A 17320-nucleotide genomic window follows, 5' to 3' on the forward strand; every position below is an offset into this window, starting at 1 on the left:
CAAAAAGTCAGCACAATAGAAAGGGGGCCTGATGCTCAGACCCCCCGATCGACCATTGCTGATCAGCAGGGCAGAATATCCTGATCGAAGATTGATGTTGGAATCGCCAGGGTACAACAGGCATTTGGAATGTCGACGATGCCGCTGATCCGTCCCTCGACTGGCGCACAGCTCAGGAGCAGATAAGCCTGCTCACCCGTGTAGCCGAACTTCTTGAGGTACTCGATTGCGTTGAGGCAAGCCCGCCGGTAGGCGATATGCACATCCATGTAGTACTGCTTGCCATCGAACTCATCCACCGAGATTCCCTCAAACACGAGGTAATCAGTGAAATGAGGCTCGACGGGGCTGGTCTTGAACATGGGGTTGACCATCCCATACTTCTCCATGCCACCCTTGATGATCTCCACATGCAGATCGAGGTAGCCCGACATCTCGATGGCGCCGCAGAACGAGATCTCTCCATCCCCCTGGGAGAAGTGGATGTCTCCCATCGAGAGCTTGGCCCCTTCCACATAGACGGGGAAGTAGATCTTCGTGCCTTTGGTGAGATTCTTGATGTCGCAGTTGCCGCCATGCTCACGGGGAGGCACCGTGCGGGCCGCCTCATTGGCCACTCGCTCAAACTCCGAGCTGGGCAGGGTTCCGAGGATGGCGCTGTTGGGATTGGGCAGGGCCGCCAGCACCGGCTCACTGCCCGAAAGGCCAGCTCCGTAGGTGCGGCGGTCGGGGGCGGTGTTCACCAGCTCGGTTTCACGGCGGTTCCACTCCCGCAGCAGCTCATGGGAGGGAGCGCAGCCGATCAGGCCGGGGTGGGTGATGCCAGCGAAGCGCACACCGGGGATATGCCTGGAGCTGGTGTAGATCCCTTCGAAATCCCAGATGGCCTTAGCCGCCTTGGGGTAGTGATCCGTGAGGAAGCCACCTCCGTTTTCCTTGGCGAAGATGCCCGTGAAGCCCCATTCATCTCCCTGCAGGGCGCCGACATCAAGAATATCGACCACCAGGATGTCGCCAGGCTGGGCACCATTCACCCAGATCGGCCCACTCAGGACATGGACAACCTCAAGATTGACATCGGCGATGTCCTGCGGATCATCGTTGTCCTTGATCTGGCCATCGGTCCAGTCCTTGCATTCGATCCTGAACACATCTCCCGGATTGACTGAAACAACCGCCGGGATGTCGGGATGCCAGCGGTTATGGCCCGGCATCTCCTGCTGGTCCATCGTCTTGGTGAGATCGACCTTGAATAGTGTTTTCGGCATCGAGTGGAGGGGATCGGTGCGGTTTTCACCCACATCCAACGCGAGCACTCCAAGGCAAGCAGTATCAGCGGTTACAGGACCCCGCGCTCAGCGGCCCGGTCACTGGCGTGCCGTGCTGTCATCGAAATCACCGCGGCGGCAGAGGTTGTCCTTGAGCCGAGCCGTCCAGGCCTGAGGTTTCAAGTCACCACTGGCCTCGATCCGCCCATCAAAGTGATAAAGAATCTGCCAGCGACTCTTGCCGCTCAGCTGAGCGGCCTCGGCAACATCCGTGATGGGGTAGCCATAGAGGTTGTCGTAGCTGGGCCAGCCGGGCGTGTCCTTGATGCTGCAGACGGCGTTGAGAGCATGCAGGCGTCCATCCGTCGGCTGGCCAGGCCCATGCAGGCGCACGGCGCCCTTGTAAAGGCCGTTGGACACGCCGGGCTTGAAGGTCTGGGCCAGCTCCACCCGGGTCCCCTCCGCCACAACCAGCACATCCCCCAGCCTGGCGTTCTGAACAGCCACATCCTTGGGCCCGCCGCAGGCCGAAAGCCCCGCCAGCAGCACTGCCAACCCCGGGATCACCGCTGCCGCCTCGACCCTCACGCTGCTCACCCGCTGATGACCAGACGCTATGACAACCGCTTCCGGCGACGGCCCCTGGATCAGTCGTCAGCGAGCAAGCCACGCCAGAAGTGCTCTGGATCGGGCCAGGTTGGCAGCACTTCCCCCTCCAGGGAGCGGATCGGTCGGCAGCCGAGGCTGTTGATCAGCAGCGCACCATGCCGCAACTGGGAGGCCTCGATCGGCGCCGGAGCCTCCTGGACCAGTCCCAGGGCCAGGGCCCTGGCCCGCATCACCCCTGGCAGGCAGCCACTGGTCAGCGGCGGAGTCCACCAACCCCGGGGTTGGCGCACCAGAAGGTTGGCGCTGGTGCCGCAGCAAAGCCCACCTGCCGTGCTCTCCAGCAACGCTTCCTCCTGACCCGCCCGCCGGGCCTCCATCCTGGCCAGCACGGCAGCGCCATAGGCGAAGGTCTTGCAGGAGCTGAGCTGGCTGGCGGCATTGCGGCGCTCGAGACGGCTGATCACAGCGGACACCGAGCCGAAGTCAGGCCGGGCGGCGCTGAGCTGCAACCAGAAGCGTCCTGGTCCGGCCGAGGGTTCGAGGCCGCGGCCCCCGTCGCCCCGGCTCCAGTTAAGCCGCAGAGCCCCGCTGCCGATCCCGCTGCGCTCGATCGCCTCGCCGGCCAGCACCGCCACCCGCTCCTGCCGCGGTGGGGGCTCAAGCCCCAGCACGGCCGCGCCCCGCCGCCAGCGCTGAAGGTGCTGCGCCAGCAACCGGGGGCGGTGCCCCTCCACCAGGACCGTTTCGAACAGCCCATCGGCCAGGCTCAGGCCCCGATCCGACAGCGGCACAGCGAGGCTGCCGGGAGTCCCCCACCGCCCCCCCTCGGGTCCATCGATCCAGGCGATCGCGTTCAGGCCAGGGCCTCCAGCAGGGGATCCAGTTTCCAGGCCAGTTCCTCGGCCTCGGCGGCAGGGCTGGAATCGGCCACGATGCCGCAGCCGGCATGGGCGCGCAGGCGCCGTCCCCTGAGCATCAGGCTGCGGATCAGGATGTTGCTGTCGAAGTTGCCATCGGCGTCGAGCAGGAACAGGGAACCGCAGTAAGGGCCCCGGGCCACGGGCTCCAGGGCGCCCAGGCGCTGGCAGGCGCGCACCTTCGGGGCGCCTGTGATCGACCCGCCCGGCCAGCAGGCTCGCAGCAGGTCCACCAGATCCGTCCCGGAGCGCAGCGATCCCTCCACCACGGAGGTGAGGTGGTGCACCTGTCGGTAACTCTCCAGCCCCAGCAGCTGCGGCACCCCGATCGAGCCGCTGCGGCAGACCCGGCCGAGGTCGTTGCGCAGCAGATCCACGATCATCACGTTCTCGGCCCGGTCCTTGGCGCTGCTGATCAGGTCGGCGGCGGCAGCGGCATCGGCGGCGGCTTCGGGGTGGCGGGGCCGGGTGCCCTTGATCGGGCGAGTCTGGACCCGGCCGTCGGCCTGCAGGCGCAGAAAGCGCTCCGGTGAAGCTGAGAGCACCGCCTCGCCGGCCTCGCCGAGCGAGGCGATCGCCACCCCCCCGAAGGGTGCCGGGCAGTGGCGCCTCAGCCGGCCGTAGAGCTCCAGAGGTGAAACCAGCTGCGGCAGCAGCAGTTCGCGGCAGGCGGTGAGATTGGCCTGGAACAGATCCCCTGCGGCGATCAACTCCCGCAGGGCCGTCACCTGGCGTGCGAAGGCCTCCGGGGTGGTGTGCCAGTGCCAGTGCCCGGGCGACAGAGCCAGGGGAGGCAGCGCTCCAGTCTCTTCTGACTCCAGTCCCTCAGGGCACGACTCGATCAAAGCCACCATCGCCCCCAGCCGCCCCCGGTCGTCCCCCTCCAGCCAGAGACGCCGCTCATGAAGATCGAAGCGCAGCAGCGGGTCGTAGCGAGCGGCCCAGAGGGTGGCCGTGTCCGGAGCGCGCAAGTGGGCATCAGGCTCCACCCAGGCTCCCGCCTCATAACCAAGCCAGCCGAGCCAGGCTCCACCCGCCCCCAGCAAGCGGCGCAGCACGGCGAAGGGATCAGCGGCCCCGGCCTCAGCCGGCAGGCCCCGGCATTCCACCTGCTCCAGGGGAGCAAGGGCCAGGGTCGAGGTGCGTCCCAGGGCCGTGCCATCCCCGTCCAGCCAGACCAGCCCCTCGAGGCCCAGCTGCTGCGCCAGCCGGTTCACCAGGGGCCAGGGTTCCCGCCAGGGCAACGGGCGGATCAGACGCTCCCGGCTCATCCAGGTCCGCGGCTGGCCAGCTCGGGATGGCCGGCTTCCATAAGGGCGGCATCGCGGATGCGGCAGCTGTCACAACGGCCGCAGGGGGCGCCCCCCCCCGCGTAACAGCTCCAGGTTCGCTCAATCGGCAGCTGCAACCTCAGGGCCTCCTCAACGATCCGGGTCTTGCTCCAGCTCACCAGCGGAGCCCAGAGCTGGGCTCCCTGGCCCTCCCGGCCGGCCTTGCTTGCCAGGTCAGCCAGGGTCTGAAACGCGGCGAGGTAGTCAGGGCGGCAATCGGGATAGCCGGAATAATCCACCGCATTCACCCCCAGCACCAGCCGGGAGGCCCCCCGGGCCTCGGCCAGGCTCAGCCCCAGGGCGATGAACACGGTGTTACGGCCCGGCACATAGGTGGGGGGAATCACTCCATCCACCACCCCTGAGGCGGGCAGGGCGATGCCGGGGTCGGTGAGGGCCGAGCCACCCCAGGCGGCCAGGTTCACGGCGATGGTGTGGTGCTCGATCAAGCCGAGTTCGGCCGCGAGGAAGGCGGCAGCCTCCAGTTCCTGGCGATGGCGCTGGCCGTAATCGAAGGAGAGGCCGATCAGCCGATAGCCCGCCTCGATCGCCAGAGCCGCGGCCGTGGCTGAATCAAGGCCGCCAGAGAGCAGGGCTACTGCCAGTGGTGCCGGGTCGGATGGCCGGTGGGTGGCGCCGATCAACGCTGCGCGGAAACTGGAGCGTCCATTGTGAGGCTCCGCTCAGCGGGGCTGGGGCGAGGCGTTCTCCGGCGGCGACGGTGCCTCGGGCTGGGCAGGTCGCTGTTCTGAATCCGGCGTGTCTGGATCTGTGGGCTGAAGGCGCGCGGGTCCCCCCTCCTGGCCCTCCGGCTCCGGGCGCTCACCAGTTTCCGGCGTACTCGGCGCCGGCGGGGGAGGATCGGCCCGCAGCGAGAGGGTGATGTAGGCAGGGGCTACTCCTTCGTTGCTGATCAGCAGCTGGGCCTGATCGCCGGGCACCGCCCCCAGGCTCACCACCCTGAGGGGTCCCTTGGGCTCGAGCACATTGCCCTGGGCATCGAAGACGCTCATCTGCATCAGCGGGGAGCCATTGACCCCAAGCACCAGTTGGTGGCCCCTGGGAATGCGGATCGGGAACACCCGGGCCCCGTTGGCCTCCAGTTCCGCCGACTGCACCCGGGCCTGACCGGGAGGGGCAAGGATCGGCTCGACCCGCAGGCTTTCGAGGGTCTGCTGGGCGGCGGCATACCAGAGCTGGCGGAAGGGCTCGGGTGGGATGTCCATGCTGGATCGGCCCGGCAGCAGGGACTGGGCATTGCCGGAGACCAGCTGCCGCAGCACCGGGGCACTTAGGCCCTGGGCGGCGAGCCGCCGCTGCTGGCCCTCCCAGTCGGAGGCGCTGAGGCTGCCGAGCTTGCGGCGCACGGCGATCGGCAACTGCTCCACCCGGGCCAACCACTCCTCCGCCAGTTCATTCCAGACCTTGCGCAGGGGGGCATCCTGCAGCGCATCGCTGGGCAGGCGCCCTCCCCGCTCGGGGAACTGGGCCATCAGGTTGGCGTCCACCAGATTGAGGAACCAGCCGCGGTCGACCTGCAGGGCCCGCAGACGGTTGAGCAGCTCCTGGCGTTGATCCACTTCACCGGGCGGCAGGCTGGCCGTGAGGGGGCGCTGGGGGGCTTCCCTGACCTCCTCGCTGGGGGCATTGCCGCGGCCAAGCAGCCACCAGCCCAGGCTGATGCCTACCACCGCTGAGATCACCAGGGCCATCACCATCGGCCAGAGACGGCCTTCCACAGCCTCGTCCTTGACCTGCTGGCGGCTGCGCAGCACGGCGGCAGGCGGCGGGGGAGCCGGGGCGGGCGGCTCGGCCACCTCCACTGACGGCACGGATGGAGACACCAGCACGACGGTGCGGTCGGCCCGGGCCACGGGGCCAAGACTCTCGGGCATCGGCAGCTGCTGAAAGGCCTCAAGTGCCTGGGACGCCGTAGTGAAGCGCTGCTCGGGATCGGAGCTCAGCAAACGCTCCAGCTGCTCCCTCAGGGCCGGATCGAGCTGGTCGGCGGCCGGCCAGCTCCAGGCGAGGGTGTTGGGATCGAGCATGGACGCCGGCTCCTCTCCGGTGAGCAGCACCAGCGCCACCACACCCAGAGCGTGAAGATCCATCCAGGGCTGCACGGGTTCGCCCCGGCCCAGCTCCGCCGGCGCGTAGCCGGGCGTCGCCCCGCTGGCGGGAGCCTCGATCGATCCGTCGCGCACAAGGCCGAAATCGAGCAGCACCGGCAGGCCGTCGCGGTCGCGGCGCAGCAGATTGGCCGGGCTGAGATCGGCATGCACCAGGTCCTGGCCATGGAGGGCCGCCAGGACCGGCAGCAGCTGCCGCACCAGCAGCAGCACCTCCCCCGCACCAAAGACCAGTTGCCGCTCGCGCCGCGCCTCCAGCAGCTCCCTGTAGGTAGGCCCCCCCTGCCACTCACGCACCAACCAGAGCTCCTCCCCCCGGGAGATGGCCTCACCGATGCGGGGAATCTGGGGATGGAGCACCCCCTGGAGGCGACTCCAGAGCTGGCGCCAGTGCTGCTGGTCCTGCTCGGGGCCGAGTTGGCGCAAGGCCATCAGCGCCCCACCGGCCAGCTGATCGCTGGCTCGCCAGAGCACCCCCTGGGGACTGCGGCTGAGCTCCGCCTCCAGGCGGTAGCGATCCGCGATCAGCAGACCTGGCCCGGCGGCGGGAGCGGCATCCATCAGGCCGGAACCCGCTGGCGGTGGGGCTGGCTCAATCCGCGGGAGGCGAGCCAGTCGGCGTCGTAAAGCCGGGAGCGGTAGCGGTCGCCGCTGTCGCAGAGCACGGTGACGATCGTGTGGCCGGGCCCGAGCCGGCGGGCCGTTTCCACCGCCGCCGCCACATTGATCCCGACAGAGCCACCCATGAACAGGCCTTCGCGCCAGAGCAACTGATAAATGGTGTCGAGGGCGCTCTGGTCGTCGATGCGCACCGCATCGTCGATCGGGGCACCCTCGAGGTTGGCGGTGACGCGGCTGTTGCCGATGCCCTCGGTGATCGAGCTGCCCTCGGCCTGCAGCCCCGAGCCGGTGGCCCAGGAATGGAGGGCGCTGCCATGGGGATCGGCCAGCACACAGCGCACCCGCTCGGAGCGCTCCTTGAGGAACAGGGTCACGCCGGCGTAGGTGCCGCCGGTTCCGGTGGCTGACACCCAGGCGTCGATGCGGCCGCCGGTCTGCTCCCAGATCTCCGGACCGGTGCTGGCGTAATGGGCGCGGCGGTTGGCCAGGTTGTCGAACTGATTGGCCCAGATGGCCCCAGGCGTTTCCGCGGCGATGCGGCCCGAGAGCTTCACGTAGTTGTTGGGATCGCGGTAAGGCACCGCCGGCACCGTGCGCACCTCCGCACCGAGGCTGCGCAGCAGACCGATCTTCTCCGCCGACTGGGTGTCAGGGATGACGATCAGGCTGCGGTAACCGCGGGCATTGCAGAGGTGAGTGAGGCCGATGCCGGTGTTGCCGGCCGTGCCCTCCACCACGGTGCCGCCCGGTTGCAGAGCTCCGGACTCTTCGGCTTCCAGCAGGATGCCGAGGGCCGCGCGGTCTTTGACGGAGCCACCCGGGTTCATGAACTCCGCCTTGCCGAGGATCTCGCAGCCGGTCAGGTCGCTGAGCAGGCCCAGGCGAATCAGGGGGGTGTTGCCGACGGCTTCGACGAAACCTCGGCTGATGCCTGCCTGGGTGCAGGATCCCTGGCGGATGCCCATGGCAGCGGCTGTGTCGCAACGGTTGGCTGTGGCCGATCGTAAGGGGGTCAGCCGCGCCCGCCGATCACGCCTAGGCTCTCCCGCAGCTTGTCCCCCATGCCATGGCTTCCGCGGCACCAAGCGCGGCCCTGCTGGAGCGGCTGGGGACGATCCGCCGCCACAGCGAGGAGCTGGTGGCCGATCTGGAGCCTGAAGACCTCTGTCTGCAGGGCATGGCTGACGCCAGCCCGCCCAAGTGGCATCTCGGCCACACCACCTGGTTCTTCGAGACTTTCCTGCTCCAGCCCCACCTGCCGGGCCACGTACCAGCGGACAGCCGCTGGGGCTACTTGTTCAACTCCTACTACGACACGATCGGCGAGCGTCACCCCCGCCCCCAGCGGGGGCTGCTCTCCCGTCCACCGATGCGGGAGGTGATGGCCTGGCGGCAACGGGTTGACGCAGGGCTGGAGGAGCTGCTGAAGCAGCTAGTCAGTCAACCCCAGACCAAGGCGGCGCCGGTGCTGGCACTGCTGGAGCTGGGGCTGCAGCACGAGCAGCAGCACCAGGAGCTGCTGCTGATGGATCTGCTCGATGGCTTCAGCCGCAACCCCCTGGAGCCCGCCTACCGCCAGGCCGCCGCCGCCCCTGGCGATGTGGCGAAGCCGCTGCAATGGATCGAGCATCCCGGCGGCCTGGTGGAGATCGGCGCCGATCCTGAGGGCGGCTTCCACTTCGATAACGAAGCGCCACGGCACCGCCACTGGCTGGAGCCCCATGCGATCGCCAGCCGGCTGGTGCGCAATGGGGAATTCGCGGCCTTCATCGACTCTGGGGGCTACCGCCGGCCCGAGCTCTGGATGAGCGAAGGCTGGGCTCTGGTCCAGGCGCGCAACTGGCGGGCACCCCGCTACTGGCGCGGCTCTGAACGCGACGGCTGGAGCTGGGAGTTCAGTCTGGAGGGGAGGCGGCCCCTGCGTCCGGAGGCGCCGGTGCGGCATCTGAGCTGGTTCGAGGCCGACGCCTATGCCCGCTGGGCCTGTGCGCGCCTGCCAACGGAAGCCGAATGGGAAACCGCCGCCCGCGCCGCCCACCCCGCCACGGAGGAGCTGGAGGGTCAGGTGTGGCAGTGGACCGCCAGCGCCTACCGTCCCTACCCGGGCTTCGCGCCGGCAGCCGGCGCGGTCGGTGAATACAACGGCAAATTCATGAGTTCCCAGATGGTGCTGCGCGGCGGCAGCGATTTCACCCCGCCCGGCCACAGCCGCCTCACCTACCGCAACTTCTTCCCGCCTGCGAGCCGCTGGATGGCCAGCGGTCTGCGCCTGGCCCAGGATCGGCGATGAGCAGGCGCGCCGGCCTCAGCTCCCGGCCGGTCACACCGGCGCTCCCGCAGCCACCGGAGTCAAGCATCACCATGCTCGATCTGCATCCAGCCCCAGCCGACATGGCCAGGCTGGTGATCGAGGGGCTGAACCGCACACCCAAGCAACTGCCGGCCTGGTTCCTTTACGACAACGAGGGCTCCCGCCTGTTCGATGCCATCTGCGAACAACCGGAGTACGGCCTAACCCGCACCGAAACCGCCCTGCTCAACCGCCATGCCGCCGCAATCGCCGCGGCCCTGGGCGAGGGGGTACTGGTGGAGTTCGGCGCCGGCAGCGCCCGCAAGGTGTCGCCGCTGCTCGAAGCCCTGGCCCCGCCGGCCTACGTGGCCCTCGACATCAGCGCCGAGCATCTGCAGCAGGCCTGCCGCAACCTGCAGCAACGCCATCCCAGAATCCCGGTACTGGGCATCTGCTGCGACTACAGCCTGCTCAAGCAGCTGCCTGAGCAGCCCCTTCTGGCGGGGCAGCGGCGGCTCGGCTTCTACCCCGGCAGCTCCCTGGGCAACTTCGATCACGACGAAGCCGTGACCCTGCTGGCCCAGTTCGCCCGGCTGCTGGGGAGCGATGGGCGCCTGCTGATCGGCATCGACCAGCCACGCTCGGTTGCGGCGCTGGAAGCCGCCTACAACGACCGGGCCGGCCACTCCGCCGCCTTCGCCCGCAACCTGCTGGTGCGGCTCAACCGGGAGTTGGCAGGCAGCTTCGATCCCGGCAGCTTCTGCTACGAGGCCCACTGGCAGGCGCAGGACTCGCGCATCGCCATGGCCCTGGTGAGCGCGCGCGACCAGCAGGTGAGCCTCGCTGGAGCCAGCTGGCAGTTCACAGCCGGCGAATCCCTGATCACCGAGTACAGCCACAAGTACAGCCCGGAGGCCTTCACCGCCCTGGCGGCTGCGGCGGGCTGGCACTCCCTGGAGCGCTGGAGCGCCGACGACGGCAGCTTCAGCCTGCACCTGCTGCAACCGGCGACAGTGGGAGCCGCACCAGGCAGACTCAGCACCTGATCAGCAGCGAGAAGGCCGGCGATGAGCAGGGACGACCAGCGGCGGGCGATGCGCGAAACCCGCGAAGACTTGATCGAACAACTGGAGCAGCTCTACCGCGAAGCTTTCGACCGGATCGGTGGGCAGGACCTCGGCGAAGGGGCGATCGCCCGTCTCACCCAGCTGCTGCTGCGCTCCCGCGAAGCGGCAATCACGCCCCTGGAAGAAGAGATCGAAGCCCCCCTGATCACCCGAGCCCCAGAGTGAACTCGCCTGTGACACGCCCATGAGCAGCAGCTGGTTCGATCAGCTGGAGTCCCAGCTGGAGCAGCAGCTGGAAGCCTTCCTGGGAAACCACCCAGGCCAGCAGGAGCTGCTGGAACTGGAGGAGCTGCAGGAGCGCCAACGGCGCCTGCGCCAGCGGCGCCTGCAGATCCAGGCCCAGGCCGAGCAGCTGCGTCAGGCCCTGCTGCAGATCGCCAGCGAGATCACCCAGTGGCAGGAGCGGGTGCAGCGAGCCCGCGTCGCCGGTGCCCAGGAGCTGGCGGGACGAGCCGAAGCCCATCAGGGTCAGCTGATGGGCCAGGGACGCGACCGCTGGCAGCAGCTGGGGGAACTGGGCAAGGAGTTCGCCCGGGTGGAGCAGGAGTTGCAGGAGCTGGAGCAGCGGCCGCGCCCCGGATCCGGCAGACCCGCCAGCCGGCCCGCCGCTGCTGCAGCCCCACCGGCCGAGGCCGACCTGGAGCAGGCCTGGGCTGACTTCGAATCACGCCAGGAGCTGGAGGAGCTGCGCCGCCGCTCCAGACCCTCAAGCACCTGAGCGGGAGATCCGTCGCTTGGGCTTTCTGTTCTCGAAGCTGCTGCCGCAACTCCTCTATCCCCTGAGCCTGGGCTTGCTGCTCGCTCTGGCTGGCCTGCTGGTTGGGCCGCGACGCCGCTGGAGCGGCCCCCTTGGGGGCCTTGGCATGGCTCTGCTCTGGATCAGCGCCATGCCGCTCACAGCCAGGGAACTGGTCTGGGGGCTGGAGGCCCGCAGCGCTGCCCTGACCCCCTCGCCCCTGCCCAGGGGTGACGCCATCGTGGTCCTGGGCGGGGGCCTGCGGGCGGCGTTGCCCCCCAGGAGCGGAGTGGAGGTGAATGAGGCCGGCGACCGGCTGCTGAGCGGGATCCGGCTGCTGCGGGAGGAGCGGGCGCCCCTGCTGCTGCTGAGCGGAGGCCGGGTGAGCTTCAGCGGTGGGGACCCAGCACCTGCCGAAGCCATCAGCGCCCGCAACCTGGCGCTGGAGCTGGGGGTCCCCGCTGATCGCCTTCTGCTCAGTGATCAGGCCAGGACCACCGCCGAGGAGGCGAAGGATCTGCGCCGGATCGGCAAAGACCGCGACTGGTCCACGGTTCTGCTGGTGACCAGCGCCCTGCACATGCCAAGAGCCCTGGCCAGCTTCCGCCGCCAGAGCGGGCTCAAGGTTGTGCCGGTGGCCTGCGACTACCTGCTGCCGGCCCGTGATCAGCTCGGCACGCCCACCGCCGGGTCGGTGTTGCTGTCACTCTGGCCAGACGCGGGATCCCTGCTGCTGAGCAGCCTGGCCGTCAAGGAACATCTCGGCCTGCTCGTGTACCGCCTCAAGGGCTGGAGTTGAACAGCTGAACTGAAGGTGAGGCCAAGGGTTCGAACGGACGGACAGACCTATTTCTTGGGAGCGGGGGGCTCCAGGCTCACTCCCTCGGGGGGAGGCGTGGGATCTGGATCGGCGATCAGCATGTGCTGCAGCACGATCTCGGGGCGTTCACTGTCGCGCCAGCGGATGCGATAGGCCGGCATCTTGGTGCCACGGCTGGTGGTCTGCTCCACAGGCTCCATCACCCAGCCACGGCGGGAGCGGCCCTGGGGATTGCGCTTGACCACCGCATCCGCGTGTTTGAAGCGGAAACCGACGCGCTCACCGCTCATGGGCTGGGGGATAGTCCGATTAAGCTCCATTATCTCATTGCGCCGGATCAGCCCACCGGCGGCGGGGCTTCCGGCCGCAGCAGGGGGAAGGCGATCACATCGCGGATGCTCGGGCTGTCGGTGAGCAGCATCGCCAGCCGGTCGATGCCGATGCCAAGCCCGCCGGTCGGGGGCATGCCCACTTCAAGCGCATGGAGAAAGTCTTCGTCGACTCCATGGGCCTCGAGATCACCGGCAATGCGGCGCTCCTGCTGGGCCTCCAGGCGCCGGCGCTGGTCGAGCGGATCGATCAGCTCACTGAAGGCGTTGGCGGTTTCCCGGCCCACGATGAACAACTCGAAGCGCTCCACCAGCCCGGGCTTGCTGCGGTGGGCGCGGGCCAGGGGGGAGATCTCCACCGGGTAATCGGTCACGAAGATGGGCTGAATCAGCGACTCCTCCACCCGTTGCTCAAAGGCTTCATTGAGCAGACGACCGACGCTGTCGGCCGCATCAGGCACCTCCAGACCCACAGCGGCCATGGCTTCAGCGGCCTGCTCGCGGCTGCTGAAGCCGTTGAAATCCAGGCCCGTGGCCTGCTCCACCAGCTCATGCATGGTGGCCCGCCGCCAGGGGGGGGTCAGATCAATGGTGGTGCCCTGATACTCGATCACCGTGGTGCCGCACACCTGCTGGCAAACCGTGGCAATCAGCTCCTCGGTGAGCGCCATCATGTCGGTGTAATCGGTGTAGGCCTGATAAATCTCGACCGTGGTGAATTCGGGGTTGTGGCGCGTGCTCACCCCTTCGTTACGGAAGATTCTGCCCAGTTCGTAGACCCGCTCGAAGCCGCCCACCACCAGCCGCTTGAGGTGCAGTTCGGTGGCGATCCGCAGCACCAGCGGCAGATCGAGGGTGTTGTGGTGGGTGGTGAAGGGCCGGGCTTCGGCGCCGCCAGCCTCGGCATTGAGGACCGGCGTTTCGATCTCCAGGAACTGGCGCTCATCCAGCCAGCGGCGGATGCCGCTCACCAGCAGGGCCCGGCGCCGAAAGGTCTCGCGGGTCTGGGGGGAGACCACCAGGTCGAGGTAGCGCTGGCGGTAGCGCTTTTCCACATCCGCCAGGCCGTGCCACTTGTCGGGGAGGGGCTGCAGGGCCTTGCTGAGCATCTGCCAGTCGGTCACCTTCACTGAGAGCTCGCCGCGGTCGGTGCGGCGCAGGCTTCCGCTCACGCCAATCCAGTCGCCGCTGTCCACCAGGGTGGTGAGCTGGGCAAAGGCCTCGGGCTGATCCGGCAGGGCAGCCGCCAGGGTGGCCTTCTCGATGAACAACTGGATCGGGCCGGTCTCATCGAGCAGGGTGAAGAAGGCCAGCTTGCCCATCACCCGGCGGGTCATCACCCGTCCAGCCACCGAAACCCTCTCGTCGCGCTCCTGGCCGTTGGCCAGATCGGCATGCAGACGCTGCAGCTCGGCGTGGCGATGGCTGGGATCGAAGCGCAGCCCGTAGGGAGCCAGGCCCAGGCCCCTGAGGACCTCAGCCTTCTCCAGGCGGGCCTGCTCCAGGCGGTTGAAGCGCGTCTCCGGCAAGGCGGCAGAACTCAGACAGGAGCCCCATCCTGAAGGACCGAGGAGCTCAGAAAGGGCCGAGGGCCTCAGGCGGTGGCCGCAACGGCCGGCTCGGCCATCCGCTGGGAGGCATAGCCGGTGCCTCGCACCGTCAGGATCAGCTCGGGATTGCGCGGATCGGGCTCAAGCTTGCCGCGCAGACGGGCCACATAGACATCGACCACGCGCAGGTCGGCGGCACGGCGGGGTGGATAGCCCCACAGCTGCTCGAGGATCTCGGCCCGTGGCACCACCCGGCCGGGGTCGCGGAAGAGCAGCTCCAGCAGGCTGAATTCGGTATAGGTGAGACCGATGCGCTCACCATCACGGGTGACCTGGCGGCGGTTGGTGTCGACCACCAGATCGCCCACGCGCATGACTCCCTGTCCGGCAGGCACGTCGCGCGGTTCGGCGGCGGCGGAGCCCCGGCCCACACGCCGCAGGATGGTGGCGATGCGGGCTTCGAGCTCCTTGGGACTGAACGGCTTGGGCAGGTAGTCGTCGGCACCGAGATCAAGGCCAGCCACCCGCTCGGCGATGGCATCCAGAGCCGAGAGAAAAATGATCGGTACGCAGGATTCGGCCCGCAATCTGCGGCAGACGGCAAATCCATCCAGCTTGGGCAGCATCACATCGAGCACCACCAGATCCGGCTGCTCGTCATGGAAAAGGGCCAGGGCCTGCTCACCGTCTTCGGCGCAGACCACCCTGTAGCCGGCCAGCTGAAGGCGCATCACCAGCACACGGCGCACGGTGGCTTCGTCGTCTACCACCAGCAGGGTGGCGCGGGGCTCTGATGAAGACTCCGGGGAAGATTCACCCTGCTGTAGCCGGGGATCCGCTTCCAGAGGCATCGGAATCCAGTCATGAAGAAAAGCAACCATACCTTGAGAGGCAGTTACGAAGCGGCGAGCTTTCAGTCTCTCAGCGGGGACTCAGCCAAGACTTAATGATTTATTCCACAAGTCAGGGGGCAGTGCCCGGTCAGGGCCAGCGGGCTTCGGCGTAGACGTTCCACTCGCGTTCCGCTTCCGCCAGCGCCTGATCGCTATCGATCTGGCCGAGCATGGCCTTCTGCAGCTGGCGGTAGAGAATCGCCTGCAGCCGCTTCACCCCTGGGGTGGCCGGCACCAGCACCCGCGCCCGGCCGAGAGTCTCCACCGACTGCAGCCGCGCTTGCCGCACCAGCTGCTCCTTGGCATCTGCGGGCGTCTGCTGGCGCAATCCCTGCTCGATGCGCTCGAGGGCCTGCCGCGCCGAAGGCAGCACCCGGGCTTCCTCAGCGAAACGGGCCTGATTGGCAGCATTGGTGAGGTACAGGGCAAAGCTGAGCGCCTGCTTGGCTCTGGTGCTCTGGCGCGAAACAGCCAGATTCATCACCGCCACATTCGCCAATCCGTCGGGGCCCGTGAGCGGCGGCCCGGGCCGGGTGAGCGCGGCAATGCCGGGGGCATTGGTCTGAATGCTGCGCAGGAACTCGGCGCCGCTGGAGAGCAGAGCCAGCTCACCGCTCTGGTAGAGCTCCACCGCTCTGCGGTAGCCCTGGCTCACCACCTCCCGCGGCAGCAGGCCCCGCCGGTAGAGGTCGCTCCAGAAGGCGAAGGCCCGGCGGCCCGGCGGGGTGTTGAAGGCGGCCCGCTGGCGCTGATCCTGCAGAGTCACCCCCATCTGCACCATCGACTCCAGCAACTCCGCCGAGTCGTCGGGCACCACCGTGACGAACAGGGCGTACATGCCGGTGCGGCGCCTGACCGCCTCCGCGAAGGCCGGCACGTCCTCCCAGCGGCTGGGGGGCTGGCTGTAGCCCGCCCGGTTGAGCAGATCCCTGTTGCTCAGTGAGATCCGCGCGGTGAGATACCAGGGGATGGCGAACTGCCTGCCGTCCTGGCGGCTGGCCTGCCAGATCAGAGGCAGATAACTGGCGGCGGCATCCGGAGGCAGGAGCGGATCCAGATCCATCAACCCTCCCTTGCTGGCAAGGTTGGCTGCGAACAGCGGGTTCAGATTCACCACATCCGGCGCCGTGCGGGCGAACACCGCCGCCAGCAGCTTGCGCTCCACCGACCCCCAGGGCACATCGGTCCAGCGCACCTTGAGGCCCGGATTCTCCTGCTCCCAGGCGGCGATCACCCCACGCAGGTAATCGTTGAACTTGGGGGCCAGATCAAGGGTCCAGAACTGAAGCTCCGGTCCGCTGGAGCGACGGATCCCGCAGCCGGCCAGCAGCGCGACCAGGGCACTAGCCATCAGCTCACGCCGGCTCCAGCGGCGTGCTGGGCGGAAGAGCCGATCCAGCATCGGTTTCGTCATCCGATCACCCCCGTGCGCTGGCACTGTGCCGTCGCCACAGCAGCAGCAGCAACGAACAGATCATCGGTGCCAGCAGGGCCGTGACCAACACCTGGGCCAGCAGGGTGTGCAGGCTCGCCGCCGTGAGCAGTGCCGCCCAGCCGCCGCCCCCCTGACGCTGCAGCAGCACACTCACCCCCAGCACTGCGCTGCCGAGCATGGCCAGCAGGCCCAGGCTGAAGCTCCGCTCGATCGGCGGGCCCCGCCGCGGCAGCCGGCCCCACCACCAACCCAGCAGGGCCAGGGCGGGCATCTGGGTGGCTCCACCGAGGTGGAGGCAGTCGAGCAGCAGGCCCAGGGCCAGCCCCGCCAGGGCACCGGACAGCGGTCCATCCGCCAGCGACCAGGGCAGCAGCCAAAGCACAGCCCAGCTGGGGGGAACCCCGCCGATCCGCAGGACGCCGGGCGCCGCCAGGGTGAGCAACGGCACCACCAGGGCGCTGACCACAAACAGGGGGCGGTGATGCAGGCTGGCCATGGTTCAGGGTCCCGCCGGGGCCGCCTCCCGGCGGGTGAGCACCTGCACCCAGTCGACCGAGGCCACCGGGGCACTCAGCTGCACCACCGCCAGCGTGGCCGGCACCGCCTTGACATCCACCGACTGGATCACCCCCACGCTCAGGCCAGGCGGCACCAGCGTGCTGGCGGGGGAGGTCACCACCACATCACCTGGGCGCACCTGGGGATCCTTCTCTAGAAAGCGCAGCACAGGCCTGCTGCTGCCGACCCCGGTGAGCAGGCCATGGCGCTGGGTGCGCGCCACCCACACACCCACCTTGCTGGCGGTGTCGGTGAGCAGGGCCACCCGGGCCGTGGTGGGGGTGACGCTCTCCACCCGCCCGATCAGGCCGCCGGGGCCAATCACCGAATCCCCCGCCTGGATGTTTTGCAGCCCACCGACCCCCAGCACCAATTGATGCCACCAGCCACCGGGTTCACGGGAGATCACCGGCGCGGTGACCTTTCCGGGATCGGCCCGCTGCAGATCGAGCAGGCTGCGCAGGCGGCGGTTGTCGAGCTCCAGCTGGCTGAGCCTGGTCTGCTGATCCAGCTGCTGAGACGCCAGCAACCACTCCTTCTGGGCGCTGCCGGGCCAGAAGGGGCGGCTGAGCAGGGCGTAGGCATCGCTGAGCAGGGCACCCTTGCTGAGGCGGACCGCCACCAGGGCAAACGCAACCAGGGCCCAGGGCCAGGCTCCGACCACCGGCCTCAGCCAGGGGACGCGGGAGAGGCGTCCGAACGGCACC

The 17320-nt window shown here is 68.4% G+C and carries 18 protein-coding genes; 5 read left to right on the forward strand and 13 right to left on the reverse strand.

What is annotated here, in order from left to right; genetic code table 11:
* Positions 1 to 62: 62 nt before the first annotated feature.
* The 7 genes from fmdA to KBY93_RS07620 form a co-directional block, all read right to left on the reverse strand.
* The gene (gene fmdA / locus KBY93_RS07590; RefSeq protein ID WP_255093687.1) at positions 63 to 1268 is read right to left on the reverse strand and encodes a formamidase; all 1206 of its coding nucleotides are present in this window, start codon (positions 1266 to 1268) and stop codon (positions 63 to 65) included.
* Positions 1269 to 1367: 99 nt separating this feature from the next.
* A complete protein-coding gene (locus KBY93_RS07595) occupies positions 1368 to 1865 on the reverse strand; it encodes a hypothetical protein (RefSeq protein WP_255093688.1) in 498 nt (165 codons plus the stop codon).
* Between the two features lie 50 nt (positions 1866 to 1915).
* Positions 1916 to 2668 (reverse strand): aminotransferase class IV, encoded by a 753-nt coding sequence (locus tag KBY93_RS07600; protein WP_255093689.1) that lies wholly within the window; start codon positions 2666 to 2668, stop codon positions 1916 to 1918.
* A gap of 62 nt (positions 2669 to 2730) precedes the next feature.
* Entirely contained in the window at positions 2731 to 4065 is a 1335-nt protein-coding gene (locus KBY93_RS07605; RefSeq protein ID WP_255093690.1) for an anthranilate synthase component I family protein, read from the reverse strand.
* The gene (queC, locus tag KBY93_RS07610; protein ID WP_255093737.1) at positions 4062 to 4730 is read right to left on the reverse strand and encodes a 7-cyano-7-deazaguanine synthase QueC; all 669 of its coding nucleotides are present in this window, start codon (positions 4728 to 4730) and stop codon (positions 4062 to 4064) included. Before queC ends, KBY93_RS07605 begins: the two co-directional genes overlap by 4 nt.
* Positions 4731 to 4808: 78 nt before the next feature.
* Positions 4809 to 6815 carry a protein kinase domain-containing protein gene (locus KBY93_RS07615; RefSeq protein WP_255093691.1) on the reverse strand — a complete coding sequence of 669 codons (2007 nt, stop codon included), beginning with the start codon at positions 6813 to 6815 and terminating at the stop codon, positions 4809 to 4811.
* Entirely contained in the window at positions 6815 to 7840 is a 1026-nt protein-coding gene (locus tag KBY93_RS07620) for a cysteine synthase A (RefSeq protein WP_255093692.1), read from the reverse strand. Before KBY93_RS07620 ends, KBY93_RS07615 begins: the two co-directional genes overlap by 1 nt.
* A 101-nt stretch (positions 7841 to 7941) precedes the next feature.
* Between KBY93_RS07620 and egtB the strand changes: the two genes are divergently transcribed.
* From egtB to KBY93_RS07645, 5 genes are all read left to right on the forward strand, one after another.
* The gene (gene egtB / locus KBY93_RS07625) at positions 7942 to 9165 is read left to right on the forward strand and encodes an ergothioneine biosynthesis protein EgtB (protein WP_255093693.1); all 1224 of its coding nucleotides are present in this window, start codon (positions 7942 to 7944) and stop codon (positions 9163 to 9165) included.
* A 71-nt stretch (positions 9166 to 9236) separates the two neighbouring features.
* On the forward strand, positions 9237 to 10211 hold the full coding sequence (gene egtD, locus KBY93_RS07630) for an L-histidine N(alpha)-methyltransferase (RefSeq protein ID WP_255093738.1): 975 nt from the start codon (positions 9237 to 9239) through the stop codon (positions 10209 to 10211).
* Positions 10212 to 10232: 21 nt separating this feature from the next.
* On the forward strand, positions 10233 to 10457 hold the full coding sequence (locus KBY93_RS07635) for a hercynine metabolism small protein (RefSeq protein ID WP_094556192.1): 225 nt from the start codon (positions 10233 to 10235) through the stop codon (positions 10455 to 10457).
* A 19-nt stretch (positions 10458 to 10476) separates the two neighbouring features.
* Positions 10477 to 11010 (forward strand): hercynine metabolism protein, encoded by a 534-nt coding sequence (locus KBY93_RS07640; RefSeq protein WP_255093694.1) that lies wholly within the window; start codon positions 10477 to 10479, stop codon positions 11008 to 11010.
* A gap of 16 nt (positions 11011 to 11026) precedes the next feature.
* Positions 11027 to 11827 (forward strand): YdcF family protein, encoded by an 801-nt coding sequence (locus tag KBY93_RS07645; RefSeq protein WP_255093696.1) that lies wholly within the window; start codon positions 11027 to 11029, stop codon positions 11825 to 11827.
* 47 nt (positions 11828 to 11874) lie between these two features.
* Here KBY93_RS07645 and KBY93_RS07650 read toward each other — a convergent pair whose 3' ends face one another.
* The 6 genes from KBY93_RS07650 to mreC form a co-directional block, all read right to left on the reverse strand.
* On the reverse strand, positions 11875 to 12138 hold the full coding sequence (locus KBY93_RS07650) for a hypothetical protein (protein WP_006172906.1): 264 nt from the start codon (positions 12136 to 12138) through the stop codon (positions 11875 to 11877).
* A gap of 47 nt (positions 12139 to 12185) precedes the next feature.
* The gene (lysS, locus tag KBY93_RS07655) at positions 12186 to 13706 is read right to left on the reverse strand and encodes a lysine--tRNA ligase (RefSeq protein WP_255093698.1); all 1521 of its coding nucleotides are present in this window, start codon (positions 13704 to 13706) and stop codon (positions 12186 to 12188) included.
* Between the two features lie 65 nt (positions 13707 to 13771).
* Entirely contained in the window at positions 13772 to 14578 is an 807-nt protein-coding gene (gene rpaB, locus KBY93_RS07660; RefSeq protein WP_255093699.1) for a response regulator transcription factor RpaB, read from the reverse strand.
* Positions 14579 to 14708: 130 nt separating this feature from the next.
* Positions 14709 to 16034: a sugar ABC transporter substrate-binding protein gene (locus tag KBY93_RS07665; protein WP_255093700.1), complete on the reverse strand. Its 1326-nt coding sequence runs from the start codon at positions 16032 to 16034 to the stop codon at positions 14709 to 14711.
* A gap of 4 nt (positions 16035 to 16038) precedes the next feature.
* Positions 16039 to 16551, reverse strand: coding sequence for a rod shape-determining protein MreD (gene mreD / locus KBY93_RS07670; RefSeq protein ID WP_255093701.1), 513 nt, complete (start codon positions 16549 to 16551; stop codon positions 16039 to 16041).
* Between the two features lie 3 nt (positions 16552 to 16554).
* Positions 16555 to 17319 (reverse strand): rod shape-determining protein MreC, encoded by a 765-nt coding sequence (mreC, locus tag KBY93_RS07675; RefSeq protein WP_255093702.1) that lies wholly within the window; start codon positions 17317 to 17319, stop codon positions 16555 to 16557.
* Between the last annotated feature and the right edge of the window lies 1 nt (position 17320).

This window comes from Synechococcus sp. J7-Johnson, from assembly GCF_024345795.1.
Lineage (GTDB): Bacteria > Cyanobacteriota > Cyanobacteriia > PCC-6307 > Cyanobiaceae > Regnicoccus_A.

Excerpts from the sequence above, each read along its gene's own strand:
- KBY93_RS07615 (WP_255093691.1), bottom strand. The coding sequence starts at position 6,815 with ATGGATGCCGCTCCCGCCGCCGGGCCAGGTCTGCTGATCGCGGATCGC.
- fmdA (WP_255093687.1), bottom strand. The coding sequence starts at position 1,268 with ATGCCGAAAACACTATTCAAGGTCGATCTCACCAAGACGATGGACCAG.
- mreD (WP_255093701.1), bottom strand. The coding sequence starts at position 16,551 with ATGGCCAGCCTGCATCACCGCCCCCTGTTTGTGGTCAGCGCCCTGGTG.
- KBY93_RS07650 (WP_006172906.1), bottom strand. The coding sequence starts at position 12,138 with ATGAGCGGTGAGCGCGTCGGTTTCCGCTTCAAACACGCGGATGCGGTG.
- KBY93_RS07605 (WP_255093690.1), bottom strand. The coding sequence starts at position 4,065 with ATGAGCCGGGAGCGTCTGATCCGCCCGTTGCCCTGGCGGGAACCCTGG.
- rpaB (WP_255093699.1), bottom strand. The coding sequence starts at position 14,578 with ATGCCTCTGGAAGCGGATCCCCGGCTACAGCAGGGTGAATCTTCCCCG.
- egtB (WP_255093693.1), top strand. The coding sequence starts at position 7,942 with ATGGCTTCCGCGGCACCAAGCGCGGCCCTGCTGGAGCGGCTGGGGACG.
- egtD (WP_255093738.1), top strand. The coding sequence starts at position 9,237 with ATGCTCGATCTGCATCCAGCCCCAGCCGACATGGCCAGGCTGGTGATC.
- KBY93_RS07665 (WP_255093700.1), bottom strand. The coding sequence starts at position 16,034 with ATGACGAAACCGATGCTGGATCGGCTCTTCCGCCCAGCACGCCGCTGG.
- KBY93_RS07635 (WP_094556192.1), top strand. The coding sequence starts at position 10,233 with ATGAGCAGGGACGACCAGCGGCGGGCGATGCGCGAAACCCGCGAAGAC.
- KBY93_RS07640 (WP_255093694.1), top strand. The coding sequence starts at position 10,477 with ATGAGCAGCAGCTGGTTCGATCAGCTGGAGTCCCAGCTGGAGCAGCAG.
- KBY93_RS07620 (WP_255093692.1), bottom strand. The coding sequence starts at position 7,840 with ATGGGCATCCGCCAGGGATCCTGCACCCAGGCAGGCATCAGCCGAGGT.